The 14,823-nt window shown below is 44.9% G+C and carries 14 protein-coding genes, 1 tRNA gene and 1 riboswitch; of the genes, 14 read left to right on the top strand and 1 reads right to left on the bottom strand.

The genetic code is table 11. The features are described from left to right. The first annotated feature begins 332 nt into the window (after nt 1-332). On the top strand, nt 333-3,944 hold the full coding sequence (smc, locus tag Q8R38_04000; protein MDP3791190.1) for a chromosome segregation protein SMC: 3,612 nt from the start codon (nt 333-335) through the stop codon (nt 3,942-3,944). Between the two features lie 6 nt (nt 3,945-3,950). Here smc and Q8R38_03995 read toward each other — a convergent pair whose 3' ends face one another. Beyond that, nucleotides 3,951-5,135, bottom strand: a complete 1,185-nt coding sequence (locus Q8R38_03995; protein MDP3791189.1) for a diguanylate cyclase — start codon at nt 5,133-5,135, stop codon at nt 3,951-3,953. Between the two features lie 131 nt (nt 5,136-5,266). Further along, nucleotides 5,267-5,393, top strand: a riboswitch (FMN riboswitch). 62 nt (nt 5,394-5,455) lie between these two features. On the opposite strand from Q8R38_03995, the gene Q8R38_03990 reads away from it, so the two are divergent. The 13 genes from Q8R38_03990 to Q8R38_03930 all read left to right on the top strand — a co-directional run bounded on the left by Q8R38_03990 (nt 5,456) and on the right by Q8R38_03930 (nt 14,809). Beyond that, on the top strand, nt 5,456-6,652 hold the full coding sequence (locus Q8R38_03990; GenBank protein ID MDP3791188.1) for a bifunctional 3,4-dihydroxy-2-butanone-4-phosphate synthase/GTP cyclohydrolase II: 1,197 nt from the start codon (nt 5,456-5,458) through the stop codon (nt 6,650-6,652). 13 nt (nt 6,653-6,665) lie between these two features. After that, nucleotides 6,666-7,130, top strand: coding sequence for a 6,7-dimethyl-8-ribityllumazine synthase (gene ribE / locus Q8R38_03985; protein MDP3791187.1), 465 nt, complete (start codon nt 6,666-6,668; stop codon nt 7,128-7,130). Nucleotides 7,131-7,163: 33 nt separating this feature from the next. Then, nucleotides 7,164-7,583, top strand: a complete 420-nt coding sequence (nusB, locus tag Q8R38_03980) for a transcription antitermination factor NusB (protein MDP3791186.1) — start codon at nt 7,164-7,166, stop codon at nt 7,581-7,583. Beyond that, nucleotides 7,580-8,425 (top strand): PHP domain-containing protein, encoded by an 846-nt coding sequence (locus tag Q8R38_03975; protein MDP3791185.1) that lies wholly within the window; start codon nt 7,580-7,582, stop codon nt 8,423-8,425. Before nusB ends, Q8R38_03975 begins: the two co-directional genes overlap by 4 nt. A 15-nt stretch (nt 8,426-8,440) precedes the next feature. Further along, a complete protein-coding gene (gene ribD / locus Q8R38_03970; GenBank protein MDP3791184.1) occupies nt 8,441-9,469 on the top strand; it encodes a bifunctional diaminohydroxyphosphoribosylaminopyrimidine deaminase/5-amino-6-(5-phosphoribosylamino)uracil reductase RibD in 1,029 nt (342 codons plus the stop codon). After that, nucleotides 9,469-10,065 carry a riboflavin synthase gene (locus Q8R38_03965; GenBank protein ID MDP3791183.1) on the top strand — a complete coding sequence of 199 codons (597 nt, stop codon included), beginning with the start codon at nt 9,469-9,471 and terminating at the stop codon, nt 10,063-10,065. The genes ribD and Q8R38_03965 overlap by 1 nt, the downstream gene beginning before the upstream one ends. Before the next feature lie 38 nt (nt 10,066-10,103). After that, nucleotides 10,104-10,439, top strand: a complete 336-nt coding sequence (locus Q8R38_03960; GenBank protein MDP3791182.1) for an exosortase system-associated protein, TIGR04073 family — start codon at nt 10,104-10,106, stop codon at nt 10,437-10,439. Nucleotides 10,440-10,559: 120 nt separating this feature from the next. Continuing rightward, nucleotides 10,560-10,636, top strand: a tRNA-Pro gene (locus Q8R38_03955). 13 nt (nt 10,637-10,649) lie between these two features. Further along, nucleotides 10,650-10,922 (top strand): acylphosphatase, encoded by a 273-nt coding sequence (locus Q8R38_03950; GenBank protein ID MDP3791181.1) that lies wholly within the window; start codon nt 10,650-10,652, stop codon nt 10,920-10,922. Between the two features lie 4 nt (nt 10,923-10,926). Continuing rightward, nucleotides 10,927-11,655: a metallophosphoesterase family protein gene (locus Q8R38_03945; protein ID MDP3791180.1), complete on the top strand. Its 729-nt coding sequence runs from the start codon at nt 10,927-10,929 to the stop codon at nt 11,653-11,655. Then, the gene (gene ligA / locus Q8R38_03940; protein ID MDP3791179.1) at nt 11,652-13,661 is read left to right on the top strand and encodes an NAD-dependent DNA ligase LigA; all 2,010 of its coding nucleotides are present in this window, start codon (nt 11,652-11,654) and stop codon (nt 13,659-13,661) included. The genes Q8R38_03945 and ligA overlap by 4 nt, the downstream gene beginning before the upstream one ends. 4 nt (nt 13,662-13,665) lie before the next feature. Then, nucleotides 13,666-14,199 (top strand): hypothetical protein, encoded by a 534-nt coding sequence (locus Q8R38_03935; protein ID MDP3791178.1) that lies wholly within the window; start codon nt 13,666-13,668, stop codon nt 14,197-14,199. Next, nucleotides 14,192-14,809, top strand: a complete 618-nt coding sequence (locus Q8R38_03930; GenBank protein ID MDP3791177.1) for an MBL fold metallo-hydrolase — start codon at nt 14,192-14,194, stop codon at nt 14,807-14,809. The genes Q8R38_03935 and Q8R38_03930 overlap by 8 nt, the downstream gene beginning before the upstream one ends. Nucleotides 14,810-14,823: the final 14 nt, after the last annotated feature.

Below are 14,823 nucleotides of genomic sequence, written 5' to 3'. Positions count from 1 at the left end.
GAAAATCTTTACGGGTGGCGAGGGATAAGCCTTGAGGGTGGGTTCAATAAGGCGGCGAGTGTTTACGGGATGGGGTTACCAGCCCCCGCTGATTTGACTTTGTGATTCCGGAACAAAGCAAGCGGGGGCGTGAAAGATACTACATATATACTACAAGTCTATCGTACACCCCGTACGAGCCAGCCTTTTGAACCACCCGAAAGGCTTGCCCTCGACAGGACCCGTAAAGATTTTCTGAGCTAACTATCTTGCCATTAACTTAATTCTGTGATATACTTTATTACGCTTTTATATTAACTACACTAATTTATACATTTTATATATAAGGCTTTATGTATTTTAAATCCTTAGAGCTATTAGGCTTTAAGTCTTTCGCTGAAAAAACGAAGCTCAATTTTGAGCCCGGCGTCACCGCTATCGTTGGTCCCAACGGCTGCGGTAAATCTAATATCGCGGATTCCATACGCTGGGTCCTCGGCGAGCAATCCGCAAAATCTCTTCGCGCGTCCAATATGCAGGACGTCATCTTCAACGGCACTGATACCAAAGAGCCCATAAATTTCGCAGAAGTCTCCCTGATATTCTCCAACGAAAAGAGAATGCTCCCGATAGATTACGATGAAGTCACTATCACACGCCGCGTATTCCGCTCAGGCGAGACGGAGTATCTGTTAAATAAAACTCCTGTAAGATTAAAAGATATTTCTGAACTCTTGATGGGCACGGGTATCGGCACCGAAAGCTATTCCATCATCGAGCAGGGTAAGATGGACCTTATCCTAAGCTCCCGGCCGGAAGACAGGCGATTCGTTTTTGAAGAAGCCAGCGGTATAACGAAATATAAGGCGAAGAAGAAAGAAGCGCTGAGAAAATTAGAACAGACGGAACAGAACCTTCTGCGTATAAATGACATTATACTGGAAGTAAAGCGTCAGATAGGTTCCATCGAAAGACAGGCGCGCAAGGCCGAAAGATATAAAGAGGACTTTGATAAATTAAAAGATATAGAGATAAAGAACGTATTCTTCGATTACAAAAATCTTAAGACGCAGGATAAGACACTTGCCGTTGAAAGCGAAGACTTAAAGACCCGTGAACGCGAGGTCGGCTCCGAGGTAAGCGCGATATCGTCGAAGATATCGCGATACAGGCACTCTCTCGACGAAATAATCAGCCGCATATCGGAACTAAAGAATAAGCATACCGCGATGTCCGGCTCTTTGGGTATAAATTCTCAACGCATAGAGATGAACGGCGAGAGGATAAAAGAACTTATCGGGTCGCAGGAAGCGTTAAAGAAAGAGATAGAGTCAATACAGTCGAAGATCGTTGAAGCGCAAAATTTGCTCGGCACGTTGAAAACCCAGCTGGAGAAGGCGCTCGTGGTAAAGATTGAGAGGCAGAAACTTATAGAAGAGAAGAATATGCTTTTATCCATGCTGTCCGGGGACATAGAAGAGACAGAAGGCAAGATAAAGGTTTCGAAGCTGCAGACGGTAGAGAATCTATCTAAAGAGACGAAGATAAAGAACGAACTTATAAAACTTGGCGCGGACTTGCAGAACAGAAAAGCCCGCGAAAGAAGGCTTTTAATTGAGAAGGAGACCGTACAAAAAGAACTCCAGGGCATAGAATCCGTGTTGACGGATATCGCGAGAGAATACGAGGAAGCCGACCGTAAAATTTCGGAGTTAAAGAATGGGCTGGGATCCAAAAAAAGCACTAAAGAAAGCATAGCCGGTGAAATAGAATCGCTTGAGAGCGCGATAGTTCAGGAAGATAATAAAATAGCGGCGGCGAGATCTAAAATAGAGCTTTTGGAAGATGTCGTAAGAAAGCACGAAGGTTTTTATCAGGGCGTAAAGAGCCTTTTGTTGAAGATGGACGAGGGCGACGGCGCTTTTAAAGGCATACTCGGCGTCATGGCTGACATGATAAAAGTTCAGAAGGGTTATGAAGAAGCGGTAAGCGCGTTTTTGGGTGACAATGCCCAGCTTCTTGTGACGGAAAGCGAAAGCGATATAACAAGGGCTATAGGATATCTTAAAGACAACAAGCTTGGCAAGTCCAGTTTTATCTCGCTCGAAACTTTGCGCAGGCTAAAAAACTTAAATGATGTCAGTGCTGTAGAAGCCCCAAAAGATTCTATCTCGCTTAAGAGTTTTGTAAAGGTAGACTCGAGGTATCAGGAAATAATCGAGCATTTCTTCTTGGGGGCCTATCTTATAAATTCCATCGAAGAAATTGCCGCAAGCCCGAATTTGTCAGGCGTTACCGCTATCACTCGCTCGGGTTCGATGTATAGTAACGGCGTATTTTCGGGCGGTAGCTCTTCCGAGGGCGAAGAGACCCTTCTTATAGGCCGCAGAAATAAGCTGGAGAGCCTGAAGGCGGAACTCAAAACTACTGAAGAGAATACTTCGTTGTTGAAGGCACAACTGCAGGAAAAGATCGCGGTAGCGAATGCGCTGGATAATGATATAGACTCGCTCGAAAGTGTTTTCCGTTCGGAAGAGATAAATGCTGCTAATATGAGATCGAGGCGTGATAATCAGGCCCAAAGCGCGAATAAGCTTAAGGATGAATTGTCGGTAGCCGATCTGGAGCTGGAGGAAGTGCGTCAGACGATAGAAGAACTTTCGAAGAAGGGCGAGACGTTAAACACCGAGCTTAACCAGATAGAGAAAGGTAAAGTTGATACCGAGCAGTTTATCCATGAATCACAACTGGTTGTAGCGGATAAAAGAGACAGGCGGGAAAAGCTGGGACTCGAGATAGCCACTCTTGTCGCAGAAAATCAGTCTGTGAGCAGGGAAGAAGAGTCTTTGAGAAATAGGATGGAGAAGGAAGAGCTGAATACTAAAGATCTTGAAGAAAACAGACTTGCCAAAGAAACCAGTCTTGGCGACTATGCCTTAAGGGCCGGTACGCTCGGAGAAGAGATAGAGGAATTAAAGAAACAGAACGAAGGGATATCGGCAGAGCTAAAAATATTAAGCGAAGAATCTCTTGTAGTAGAGAAAGAGAAGTCCGGGATGATCGACGCGCTGAGCGTTGACGAGCTTCAGCTAAAGGAAAGAGAGACCGCGGTAGAATCACTAAGGAACCAGATAAGGGATCTGGACATAAAGCTTACCGAGGCTTCGTACAAAAAGACAAATTTAAGGGAGAGGATGCTGCAGTCGTACAAAATAGACCTCGAAGAGACTCATATTGAACTGGAAGATAATATAGACTGGGAAGCATTGAAGGCTCAAGTCGCTGAGTTGAAAGAGAAGCTGGATAAGATGGGCCCTGTAAACCTGGTCGCTATAGATGAGCACAAGGAATTGGAAGAGAGGCACGCTTTCCTGACGCATCAGCAGGAAGACCTGGTTAACGCCAAGGACTCGCTGATGAAGGCAATACAGAAGATAAATAAGACCACAAGAGAGTTATTCGTAGAGACATTCCAGAAGATACAGGTGGAGTTCAAGAATTTCTTCAGGCTGTTATTCGGAGGTGGACAGGCGGAGCTTGTGCTGATAGATGAGCAGGATGTGCTCGAATCAGGTATAGAGATAATAGTTCGTCCGCCCGGCAAAAAATTGCAAAATCTAAGCCTTCTTTCCGGAGGGGAAAAGGCGATGACCGCGACCGCGCTTCTTTTTGCGATATTTAAGGTAAAGCCGAGCCCATTCTGTGTCTTAGACGAAATAGACGCTCCGCTCGACGAGTCTAACGTAGAAAGATTTTCGCGCGTATTAAAAGATTTCCTGAAAATTTCGCAGTTTATTATTATAACTCACAACAAGCGCACAATAGAGCTTGCCGATGTTATGTATGGTATAACTATGCAGGAGCGTGGTGTATCGAAGATAGTATCTGTAAAATTTATGGATAGTAAAGCGAAAACTAAAGTTACCCAGGAAGTAGAAGATAATAAAGAGAGCGTTCCCGCCTGAAATGTTTTAGTCGGCCATATCCCTATTAACTAAATATATCCTGTTTTTCCCGCTGCGTTTTGCCCGGTAGAGAGCCGCGTCCGCTAAGGATATTATTTCGTCTTTTGCGGCAGCGTCTTCAGGGTATGTCGCTATGCCGGCACTTATGGTAAGGCGTTTTTCGGGTGAGATTGCGGTATCTTCCGCGTAGAACTTTTCAATATCACTCCTGAGCCTGTCGGCAAATAGCCTTGCATTATCTTTTGAGGTATCAGGCATTATTATCGCAAATTCTTCGCCGCCGTATCTGACGACGAAATCGCATTTTCTGGATTTACCGTAAAGTATGGCCGCGATGTTTCTTAGGGCCTCATCTCCTTTTAAATGGCCGTGAGTGTCGTTGAAATTTTTGAAATTATCCACGTCTATCATGACCAGGGTCATGAGTGTCGAACGCATCTTTGCCTTCTCTATTTCGAGAGATAGCAGCTGCTGGAACCTTCCGTAATTCCATAATTTCGTAAGCCAGTCCGTATTCGAGAGATATACCGTCTCTTCATATAGGCGCGAATTCTCTATTGCCAGTCCCGCATGGTTCGCGAACATGGTAAGCATGCGCACGTCCGACTTTGTTATCGGTTTTTTATTGAATACATTGTCTACGAGTATGGCGCCTAATATCCTGTCTTTGGCCTTGAGAGGGACTGTCACGAAGAAACTCGTATTAAGCATCCTTAATATTTCAGGATCGACGTTTTTTCTGGCCTCTTCGTTGGTTATTTCAAAAGGCATCCCCTCAAGTATCGTAAGCGCAAGAACTCCCATATCTTCGCGTAAGGGAAGTTTCATGCCTTTCACTATGCTGTTTAATTTTGATTCAGGATCCATTTTAAAGTTAGCATATGCCGAAATAAAATCATCCAGCGTCATCTCTCTCTGGGATAGGGATTGCCATATCTTGCCGGCCTCTTCTCCGGAATGAGGCCCTATACCCATTACTCCTTCAAGCACATTCTCTTTTTCATTTACCAGAAAAAGCATAGCGCGGTTGAAGCCCAGCCCTTCGTGCGCTGTCAGAGCCGTAAGGATGATATAGAATATCTGGTCCAACTTAAGGGTTGTCCTCATCGCGTTGGAAACTTCGTGCAGCATGGAAAATTCCCATTCCATGCGCTCCAACTCCTGTCTTAACATCTTCTCTTTGTCGGTCATTATTTCTTAGTTTGTCCCTTCTCGTTTATAGCACTAAGAATAGCATACTTGATATGGTATGTCAATCCGACCCGGGGGTTATGCCGCAGCGGCAAAACATATTGACAAGACGGTATATTTTGATATAATAAACTCATCTTCGGGGTGAGGCGAAATTCCTCATTCGGCGGTATTAAGCCCGCGAGCCTCTCGTAGAGAGAGCGCTGAACTTGTGAAATTCAAGTGCCGACCGTATAGACGGGATGGAAGAAGATGCTTAAAGAGATAGTCTTTAAGTCATATAATATATTGTACCCCGAGGAATACCTTGGGGTTTTTTTATGAAATTAAATACGATTCCTGAAATACTGGAAGATTTGAAAGCAGGCCTGCAGGTCATTGTCATAGACGATGAAGACCGTGAAAATGAAGGTGACCTGATAATCGCGGGTGAGCATACCAAGCCATCTGATATTAATTTTATGGCAACGCATGGCCGCGGCCTCATATGCGTCCCTATGGAAGGTTCACGTTTAGACGCTCTCGACCTGCATCCTATGGCGATAAATGCCCGCGATCCATACAAGACGGGGTGGGCGATATCCTGCGATGCCAAAGAAGGCGTAACTACCGGTATATCCGCTCACGACCGGGCGCGTACGATAAAGATACTTTCAAATCCCGGCGCAAAACCCGAAGACCTGGTTAGGCCGGGACACGTCTTTCCATTGAGGGCAAACGATGGAGGCGTTCTGGTGAGGGCGGGCCATACAGAGTCCTGCGTAGATCTTTTAAGGCTTGCCAATCTGCACCCTGTAGGCGTTATCTGCGAGATAATGAAGGAAGACGGCAGCATGGCCAGGCTCGATGACCTCATGCAATTCTCAAAAAAGTTCAATCTGAAAATTTGCTCGATAGCCAACCTGATAGAATATAGAAGAAGATCTGAAAAATTAATTAAGAAAATAGCCGAAACCGTCATACCTACGGACTTCGGTGATTTCAAGGTGCTTGTTTATGAGTCTTTTGTAGATAAATATCATCATATCGCGCTTATCAAGGGAAAACCAAAGAAGAGCGGTTCTTTGGTCCGCGTACATTCGGAATGTCTCACCGGAGATGTGTTCGGCTCGAAAAGATGCGATTGCGGCGAACAGTTAAAACTTGCAATGAAAGCCATAAATAAAGAGGGCAGCGGTGTAGTTCTTTATATGAGGCAGGAAGGCCGCGGTATAGGCCTTGCCAATAAGTTGAAAGCATATCAATTACAGGATGAAGGCCTGGATACGGTTGAGGCAAATGAGGCCTTAGGTTTTAAAGCGGATCTTAGAGATTATGGAATCGGCGCCCAGATACTCGCCGATCTGGGATTAAGCAAGATACGGCTGTTGACCAACAATCCTAAGAAGGTAGTGGGGCTTGAGGGGTACGGCCTTGAAGTTACGGAAAGAGTGCCGTTGATCGTGCGGCCTTCCAAGAGCAATAAGAAGTATTTAAAGACGAAAAAAGAAAAGTTGGGGCATAAAATCGTAGTATAAACAGGAGGGGAAAATGGCAAATTTTATAAAGGCTGATTTAGTTGCAAAAGGGAAGAAGTTCGGGATAGTGATTTCGCGGTTCAACGAATTTATATCTTCGAGCTTATTGGAAGGCTGTATCGATACGTTGACCAGGCATGGCGCGCAGGAGAGCTCGATTGATGCGGTATGGGTGCCGGGCGCGTTCGAGATCCCGGTAGTCGCGCAGAAGATGGCGAAGTCAAAAAAATATGACGCCGTGATATGTCTTGGCACGGTAATAAGGGGATCAACACCTCATTTTGAGTTTGTGGCGAGCGAAGCGGCGAAGGGTGTAGCAAAGATATCGTTAGATAGCTCTATACCATGTATATTTGGTATAATAACAGCCGACACGCTTGAACAGGCCATAGAAAGAGCCGGCACGAAGGACGGTAATAAGGGCCGCGACGCGGCTCTTTCCGCTATCGAAATGGCGAACCTGGCGGCAAAGATATAAAATTTTTCTCAGTAAAATTTATAAGGAGACTAGATGCGTAAGAGAACTAAGGCAAGGGAGTACGCGCTGCAGATACTGTATGCCGTGGATATTACGAAGGACGATCCGAAAGAGTGCATAGAGCGATTCTGGGAAGGAAGCGATGAGTCTTCAGATCAGGTCAAGACTTTTACCAATGAGCTTGTCCTCGGGACGGCGGACAAGATGAAAGAGATAAACTCTCTTATTTCTAAGCACGCTACAAATTGGCAGCTTGAGCGCATGGCTGTTATCGACAGAAATGTGCTTAGGTTTGCCGCTTACGAACTTCTCTTTATGGATGATATTCCGCCCAAAGTATCTATAAATGAAGCCATAGATATCGCGAAGAAATTCGGCGGCAATGATTCCGGCAAGTTCGTTAACGGTGTGCTCGATAAGATAAATAAGACTGAAAGCAAGAAGACTAAATGACCAAATATGCCGATCTGCATGTTCACACCTCTTATTCAGATTCCACATTTTCACCGGAGCAAGTAGTAAAGTGCGCGGTAGATAAAGGCCTTGCCGCAATCGCCATATGTGATCATGACTCGGTTGATGGTATAGGGCCATGCATGGAGCTTGCTTCAGAAGTCGGCCTCGAGATAATCCCGGGTATAGAGATGTCCGCTGAAAAGGTGGACGCCGAAATACATATCCTGGGGCTTTTTATTAACTGGCAGGCGGAGTGGTTTTGTAAAAAACTTAAAGAGATACAACGGTCGAGAGTAGAGCGGGTATATAAGATCATGGATAAGCTGAAAGCTTGCGACATAACGATAGACGCGCAAGAAGTATTCAGACTTGCCGGCAACAATGCTTCTGTCGGACGGCTGCATATAGCTCAAGCCATGCTCAATTCAGGCAGAGTAAAGAGCATGAGGGACGTGTTCGAGAAATATATAGGATTTTTAAAGCCTTGTTATGTGCCGTATACGAAATTTTCGCCCGAAGAGGCGATACAGATAATACTTAAAGCCGGAGGAGTGCCCGTTATCGCTCATCCAGATCTTATGGGGCATGATGAGTATATAGAAGAGTTTGTCGGATATGGCCTGAAAGGCATAGAGGTTTATCATACCGACCATAAACCTAATGTTTCAAAGCGGTATGAAGAGATGTCCAGAAGGCTTGGACTGGTAATGACGGGAGGTTCCGATTGCCACGGCCTTGGGAAGGGCAGGATCCTTATGGGGACGATAAGGGTACCATATGAGTTAGTGGAAAAGCTTAAAGCTGAAGCAACTAAAATAAAGCAAGAAAACGCAGGTTAAGTCACAAATTACAATATGAATATTCATGAGAAATATATACGCCTCGCGATAAAATTAGCTAAAAAGGCCGAAGGTAGAACGAGCCCTAATCCAATTGTGGGTGCTGTGATAGTCAAAAATAGTAGAATTATAGGCAAGGGTTATCACAAAAAGTGCGGTTTGCCGCATGCCGAGATCAATGCGCTAAGACAGGCCGGGACAAAAGCTAAGGGCTCGACTTTATATGTGACTTTAGAGCCGTGTGATCATTTCGGCAGAACGGGCCCATGCACCGAGGCAATAATAGAAAGCGGTATAAAAAAAGTTGTTATAGGAATGAAGGACCCAAACCCTCTTAACAATGGGAAGGGCATTAAGAAGTTAAAAAAATACGGAATCGGTATATCGTGCGGTGTTCTTCGCGAAGAAGCGGAATATATAAATAAGCCATATATAAAGTTTATAACAAAGAAGTTGCCGTATGTGGTAGTTAAAGTGGCGCAGAGCCTTGACGGGAAGATAGCTACTAAGAGCGGAGACTCAAAGTGGATATCATCGGAAGATTCAAGAGATTATGTGCAGAAATTGCGCGCAAACGCGGATGCCGTGATGGTGGGCGCTAATACGGTAATAAAAGATAACCCTATTCTTTTAAGCAGGACGTCTAAGGGCAGGCAGCCCGCAAGGATTATCGTGGACGGCCGTTCAAAGATTCCCGCAAGCGCCGACATATTTTCCACCTCGCGCAGGTCTCCGGTAATACTCGCATCATCAATATTAGGATACAATAAACGCGCGGACCTGGAAAGATTACTTAAAGCACTGGCTAAAAAAGGTATTATGCATATTCTTGTAGAAGGCGGCGGAGAGCTTATATCCGGCCTTATAGAAAAGGGTTTGGTTGACAAGATGCTTATATTTGTGTCCGGCAAGATCATCGGCGGCAGGCAGGCCATAACAGCCGTTGAGGGGGAAGGCGCGGCAAAAATTAAGGAAGCGCAAAATTTTAAAATAACAAAGATAAAACGTTTTGAAAAAGATATCTTGATCGAGGCCGAGAAATAATGTTTACAGGTATAATAAAAGAATTAGGCTCTCTTCGCGGTATATCGGGGTTGGGCAATATTTATAAACTATCCATTGAGGCAAAGGATATCGCTTCCGGCCTTATAATAGGCGACAGCGTTTCGGTCAACGGAGCATGCCTTACTCTTACCGAAAAAGATAAGAATATTATCAAGTTCGACGTCATGGCCGAAACTATGCGAAAGACAACTTTGGGGAAGCTTAAGCCGCAGGACCTTGTGAATCTGGAAGACGCTCTTAAAGCCGGCGGCTCTATCGGCGGACATTTTGTTACGGGCCACATAGATTGTGTGGGCAGAGTAAAAGATGTAAGGCGCGCGTCAGGCGAAGTATCTATAGATGTAACATTCCCGGAAGAATATAGCTATCTGGTTGTGGATAAGGGGTCGATAGCGCTTGATGGGATAAGTTTGACCATAGGCAAAGTGCTGAAAAATAGCGTCACCGTCTATATTATTCCGCATACATTAAAGATAACGACGTTAGGCGCCAAAAGAATAGGCGATGAGATCAATATAGAATTTGATATTATCGGTAAATACGTGGCTAACAATAATAAATTTGAAAAAGCGTGAGTTTCATGATATATTCTACTCATACAAGGAGGTTAGTGATGGTGAAGAGAGTATTATTTGTTGCGCTGGTATCATTATTAGTCATAAACATGGCAGCGCCCGCATTTTGCGACACCCCAACGACAAAATTAGGGAGAGGTTTAGCGAATATGATTACCTTTCCGTTGGAAGTGCCTGAGCAGATTTCAAGAACGAATAATTCAGACGGCCCATTTGCGGCGGGCACCGTCGGCGTTCTTAGGGGCTTAGGATGGGCCATCGGCAGGGCATGCGTGGGGGCATACGAGGCGGTAACTTTCATGCTGCCTCTTCCAAAGGACTACAAGGCGATCCTGCGAGATCCGGAATATTTCCTCGAAAGCAGTAACTTCTAACCAGCGAGCCTTTCCACTCCGGGGGTTGTAAAATTACACCCCCGGTGTGTGTTTAGATCCCCATAAAATATTTGCCCACAAAATCCTCTTGTGTTACAATATTATGTTAACTTGGTCAGTCGGGGCGTAGCGCAGCTGGCTAGCGCGCTTGGTTCGGGACCAAGAGGTCGACGGTTCAAATCCGTCCGCCCCGACCATTCTTCACTTTATATGAATAAGCGTATTCACGCATATTATTCGGGTTCTGTTCAGGGCGTTGGTTTCCGCTATATGGCCGAACGCACCGCCACTTCATTGAATCTCACCGGATGGGTCAAGAACATTAGGGATGGACGGGTAGAGATAGTGTGTGAGGGCAGCGAGGCGTCGTTGAGCGAATTTTTACAGAAGATAGATAAAATATTCAGCGCATATATCAGCGATAAGGATATAGAGTGGGGTAACGCCACTAAAGAGTTCGATTATTTCGATATAAGGTTTTAAAATCATGCGCTACGCGATAATTTCAGATGTACACGGCAACCTCGAGGCGTTTGAGTCCGTATTAAACGCTTTATCCGAAGAGAGAATTGACAGTTATCTATTCGTAGGCGATGTGGTAGGTTACGGCGCGAACCCTAAAGAGTGTGTAAAGCTGCTAAAGAGCCTAAGTCCTATAGTTTCCGTAGCCGGTAACCACGAATGGGGCGTATTAGGCAAGACGGAATTATCATATTTTAATGAATTTGCCCAGGCCGCTATATTATGGACAAAAAAATCCGTTAGCAGCGACGAAATAGAATATTTTAAATCTCTTCCTCTTGTTTATGAAGATGAGAAAATGACGCTGGTCCATGGTACGCTCAATATGCCGGAAGAATTTTACTACATAATTGATACCGAGGATGCTTATGTCGCGCTTAGCCAGTTGAAGAGTCCATTGTGTTTTGTCGGCCATTCTCACGTGCCGGCTATATTCGCGTCTGATCATACTAAGGTTGAATGCATAGAGAGGATGGATATAAAGATAGATTCCGAACGCAAATATATTATAAACGCAGGCAGCATAGGCCAGCCACGCGATGGGGATCCAAGGGCATCATTTGCTGTCTATGATGATGAGGAGTCGACAGTTGAAATCAAAAGAGTCGAATACGATATAAAGAAAGCGCAGGATAAGATATTAAAGGCGGGCATGCCGCCAAATCTTGCTTACAGATTGTCCGAGGGCAGATGAGCCGGCTATTAGACATAAAAAATCGTATAGCGAAACTTAAAGATGTAATAAAGCGCCACGACAACCTTTATTATGTTCAGAGCCATCCCGAGATCTCCGATATCGAATATGACAGGCTCTATAGAGAGCTTAAAGACTTAGAAGACGCCAATCCCGAACTTATTACCGCTGATTCCCCGACCCAGCGTGTCGGAGGCAAGGCCACAGGGTCCTTCCCTGTAGTAAAGCATATTGTGCCTATGCTGAGCATGGATAATACCTATTCTGCGCAAGAACTCCGCCAATTCGACGAGCGTATCAAAAAAAATCTCAAAGGTGAGAAGTATGAATATGTCGCGGAGCTGAAATTTGACGGTGTCAGCATATCATTGGTATATGAGAACGGCGTCTGGGCCAGGGGCGCGACCAGAGGCGACGGCGTTGAGGGTGACGATGTTTCAAATAATTTAAAGACGATACGGTCTATCCCTCTTTCATTTGCCAAAAATGTGAAAAAGGTCCCAAAAGTTATTGAGGTGCGCGGTGAAGTCTATATGACAAAAAAAGATTTGGAACGGATAAATAGGGAAAAAGAAGCCCGCGGCGAAGAGCTATTCGCGAACCCCAGAAATGCCGCGGCCGGTTCATTAAAATTGCTCGACCCCAACATAGTCGCCAAACGCTATTTAAATGTATATATCTGGGGGATAGGTTATTGTGAAGGAGTAAATCTTAAGACGCACGAAGAAGTATTTAGTTATCTTAAGGACGCCGGTTTCAGGGTTAATCCGCACTTTAAACTATGTAAAAATATAGAAGAAGTGATCGAGTACTGCAACTTATGGGAGAAAAAGAGGGAAGGGCTCGATTTTAATATTGACGGTATGGTGGTCAAGATAAACGACCGCGGTCAAAGAGATTCACTTGGCGTCACCTCAAAGAGCCCGAGATGGGAGATCGCGTATAAATTTCCGGCTGAAAAAGCTCTTACTATGGTGAATGATATAATAATCCAGGTGGGCAGGACAGGAGCCATAACGCCTGTGGCTATATTAAAACCTGTGCATTTGTCGGGGACTACGGTATCGAGGGCTACTTTGCATAATTTTGATGAGATAGAAAGACTCGATGTGAAGATAGGCGACAAAGTTTATGTTGAAAAATCAGGGGAGATAATACCTAAGGTGCTTAGCGTTGCCAAAGAGAAGAGGACGGGCAAAGAAAGATCACTTAATCTGCCTATTTCCTGTCCGGCATGCGGCTCTAAGCTCCACCGCGTAGAGGACGAAGTGGCCTTACGATGTGAAAACGCAGGTTGTCCGGCCCAGATGAAGGAAAGGATCCTTCATTTTGCCTCAAGAAATGCTATGGATATCGATGGGATGGGCGAAGCCATTGTAAACCAGCTCGTTGATAAGTCGCTGGTCAGGGATTATGGTGATATATACGGCCTTAAATTGGATGATATAAAGGGCCTGGAGAGAATGGCCGATAAGAGCGGGGCAAATCTTATAAGCGCGATAGAAAAGAGCAAGTCTAACAATCTCAACAGGCTCATATTCGCTCTTGGAATAAGGCACGTGGGGGAACATGCCGCGTGGCTTCTCGCGAACAGCTTCGGCTCCATCGAAAAGCTATCCAGCTCATCGGTGGACGATCTTGTAGGAGTGCATGAGATAGGGCCTGTGATGGCGGAATCCGTAAACAATTTTTTTGCTAATAAAGAGAATCTTAGGATACTTAAAAAACTTGCCGAATCCGGGCTCAAGATGACAGCCGGTGTGTTAAAAGAAAAGGGAGGGAAGCTCGAAGGCAAGACCATAGTCATTACGGGTACATTGAAAAATTTTAGCCGCAGCCAGGCGGAAGATCTGGTGCGCAAGCTGGGAGGAAATCCGTCTTCCAGTGTCAGTAAGTCTACGGATTTTCTTGTCGCGGGCACCGCTGCCGGCTCGAAGCTTGATAAGGCAAGAGCGTTGGGCGTAAAAATAATAGATGAAGAAGAATTTAAAAAACTTGTGAGGTGATTTAATGCGTAAGTTTCTTTCTATATTTATAATATTTGCCATTTTAATCAATACTGCCGGATGCACTGACGCATGGCGCAAAAAATTTATCAGGAAGAAAAAGGACGTGGCAAAAAAACCGCGTATATGGCAAGACAAAAAATACACTAAAGAGCCCACGGAAGCGCTGTATAGCAAGCACTATAATTATGCTATAAACTGGCTGTCGGAATTATCGGATGATCTTGGGCAGAACAATAAAAAAGATTTAAGGTGCGCCGAAGAGGCATTATCCCAGATACAGGATATGCAATACTGCCTTATCCCGGACAAGGCCAACGAGCTGGATAAGCATATAGATCGTATCATAGAAGTCAGGGACATATTAAAGAGATCGGACTTGAGCCATGCCAATAAGGATTATGTGCGCAGCACGGTGGACAGGGAAGAGAGATTTTTAAGAAGCGAATTCTATTATCGCAAGATCCAGAAGTTTATGAAGAAGTCCTTCGAAGAAGAAGAGGATCTGCCGGAAACGAAAGAAATCGAAGGTGTATAATTTTACGGTTCAAAAGCTTGAAGTCGGGCCGATGGGCGCCAACTGTTACATAGTGGCGGACAATGTTACAAATAACGCTTTTTTGATAGATCCGGGCGGCGAGCCGGATCGCATAAAGGATGCGCTGAAGAAGAGAGGCTTGAGCCCGAAATTCATTATTAATACTCACGGCCATGGCGATCATATATTGGGCAATGGCTATTTTGATATTCCGGTATATGTGCACAGGCTGGAAAAAGATTTTTTGATCGATCCAAATAAAAATTTATCCGGCATGTTCGGTTTCTTCTTTAAGTCCCCTAAGGCGACAAAGCTGCTGGAAGACGGTGAAAAAATTTCACTGGATAATCTTAAACTTGAGATCCTTCATACGCCCGGTCACACTCCGGGAGGTATCTCTATAAAATTAGACGGCGTGGTATTTACCGGTGATACTTTATTTGCCGGAGCAATAGGCAGGACGGACCTGCCGGAAGGCAGCGAGGAGTTAATACTCAAGTCAATAAAAGAGAAGCTATTTGTATTGGATGACGATGTTGTCGTATATCCGGGCCATGGACCTAAGTCAACTATAGGCGAGGAAAAGAGGACGAATCCGTTTTTTGTATAAAGCTGAAAGCTGAA

The sequence above is a fragment of the Candidatus Omnitrophota bacterium genome (assembly GCA_030695905.1).
Lineage (GTDB): Bacteria > Omnitrophota > Gorgyraeia > 2-01-FULL-45-10 > 2-01-FULL-45-10 > CAZHPY01.
Note: the sequence above shows the minus strand (reverse complement) of the source record. Positions and strands in the feature narration are given on the sequence as shown.

Bases quoted from the DNA above. Each gene is read 5' to 3' on its own strand.
- Q8R38_03965 (MDP3791183.1), top strand. From the start codon at position 9,469: ATGTTTACAGGTATAATAAAAGAATTAGGCTCTCTTCGCGGTATATCG.
- Q8R38_03990 (MDP3791188.1), top strand. From the start codon at position 5,456: ATGAAATTAAATACGATTCCTGAAATACTGGAAGATTTGAAAGCAGGC.
- Q8R38_03975 (MDP3791185.1), top strand. From the start codon at position 7,580: ATGACCAAATATGCCGATCTGCATGTTCACACCTCTTATTCAGATTCC.
- nusB (MDP3791186.1), top strand. From the start codon at position 7,164: ATGCGTAAGAGAACTAAGGCAAGGGAGTACGCGCTGCAGATACTGTAT.
- Q8R38_03935 (MDP3791178.1), top strand. From the start codon at position 13,666: ATGCGTAAGTTTCTTTCTATATTTATAATATTTGCCATTTTAATCAAT.
- Q8R38_03945 (MDP3791180.1), top strand. From the start codon at position 10,927: ATGCGCTACGCGATAATTTCAGATGTACACGGCAACCTCGAGGCGTTT.
- ribE (MDP3791187.1), top strand. From the start codon at position 6,666: ATGGCAAATTTTATAAAGGCTGATTTAGTTGCAAAAGGGAAGAAGTTC.
- Q8R38_03950 (MDP3791181.1), top strand. From the start codon at position 10,650: ATGAATAAGCGTATTCACGCATATTATTCGGGTTCTGTTCAGGGCGTT.
- Q8R38_03960 (MDP3791182.1), top strand. From the start codon at position 10,104: ATGGTGAAGAGAGTATTATTTGTTGCGCTGGTATCATTATTAGTCATA.
- ribD (MDP3791184.1), top strand. From the start codon at position 8,441: ATGAATATTCATGAGAAATATATACGCCTCGCGATAAAATTAGCTAAA.
- Q8R38_03995 (MDP3791189.1), bottom strand. From the start codon at position 5,135: ATGACCGACAAAGAGAAGATGTTAAGACAGGAGTTGGAGCGCATGGAA.
- smc (MDP3791190.1), top strand. From the start codon at position 333: ATGTATTTTAAATCCTTAGAGCTATTAGGCTTTAAGTCTTTCGCTGAA.
- ligA (MDP3791179.1), top strand. From the start codon at position 11,652: ATGAGCCGGCTATTAGACATAAAAAATCGTATAGCGAAACTTAAAGAT.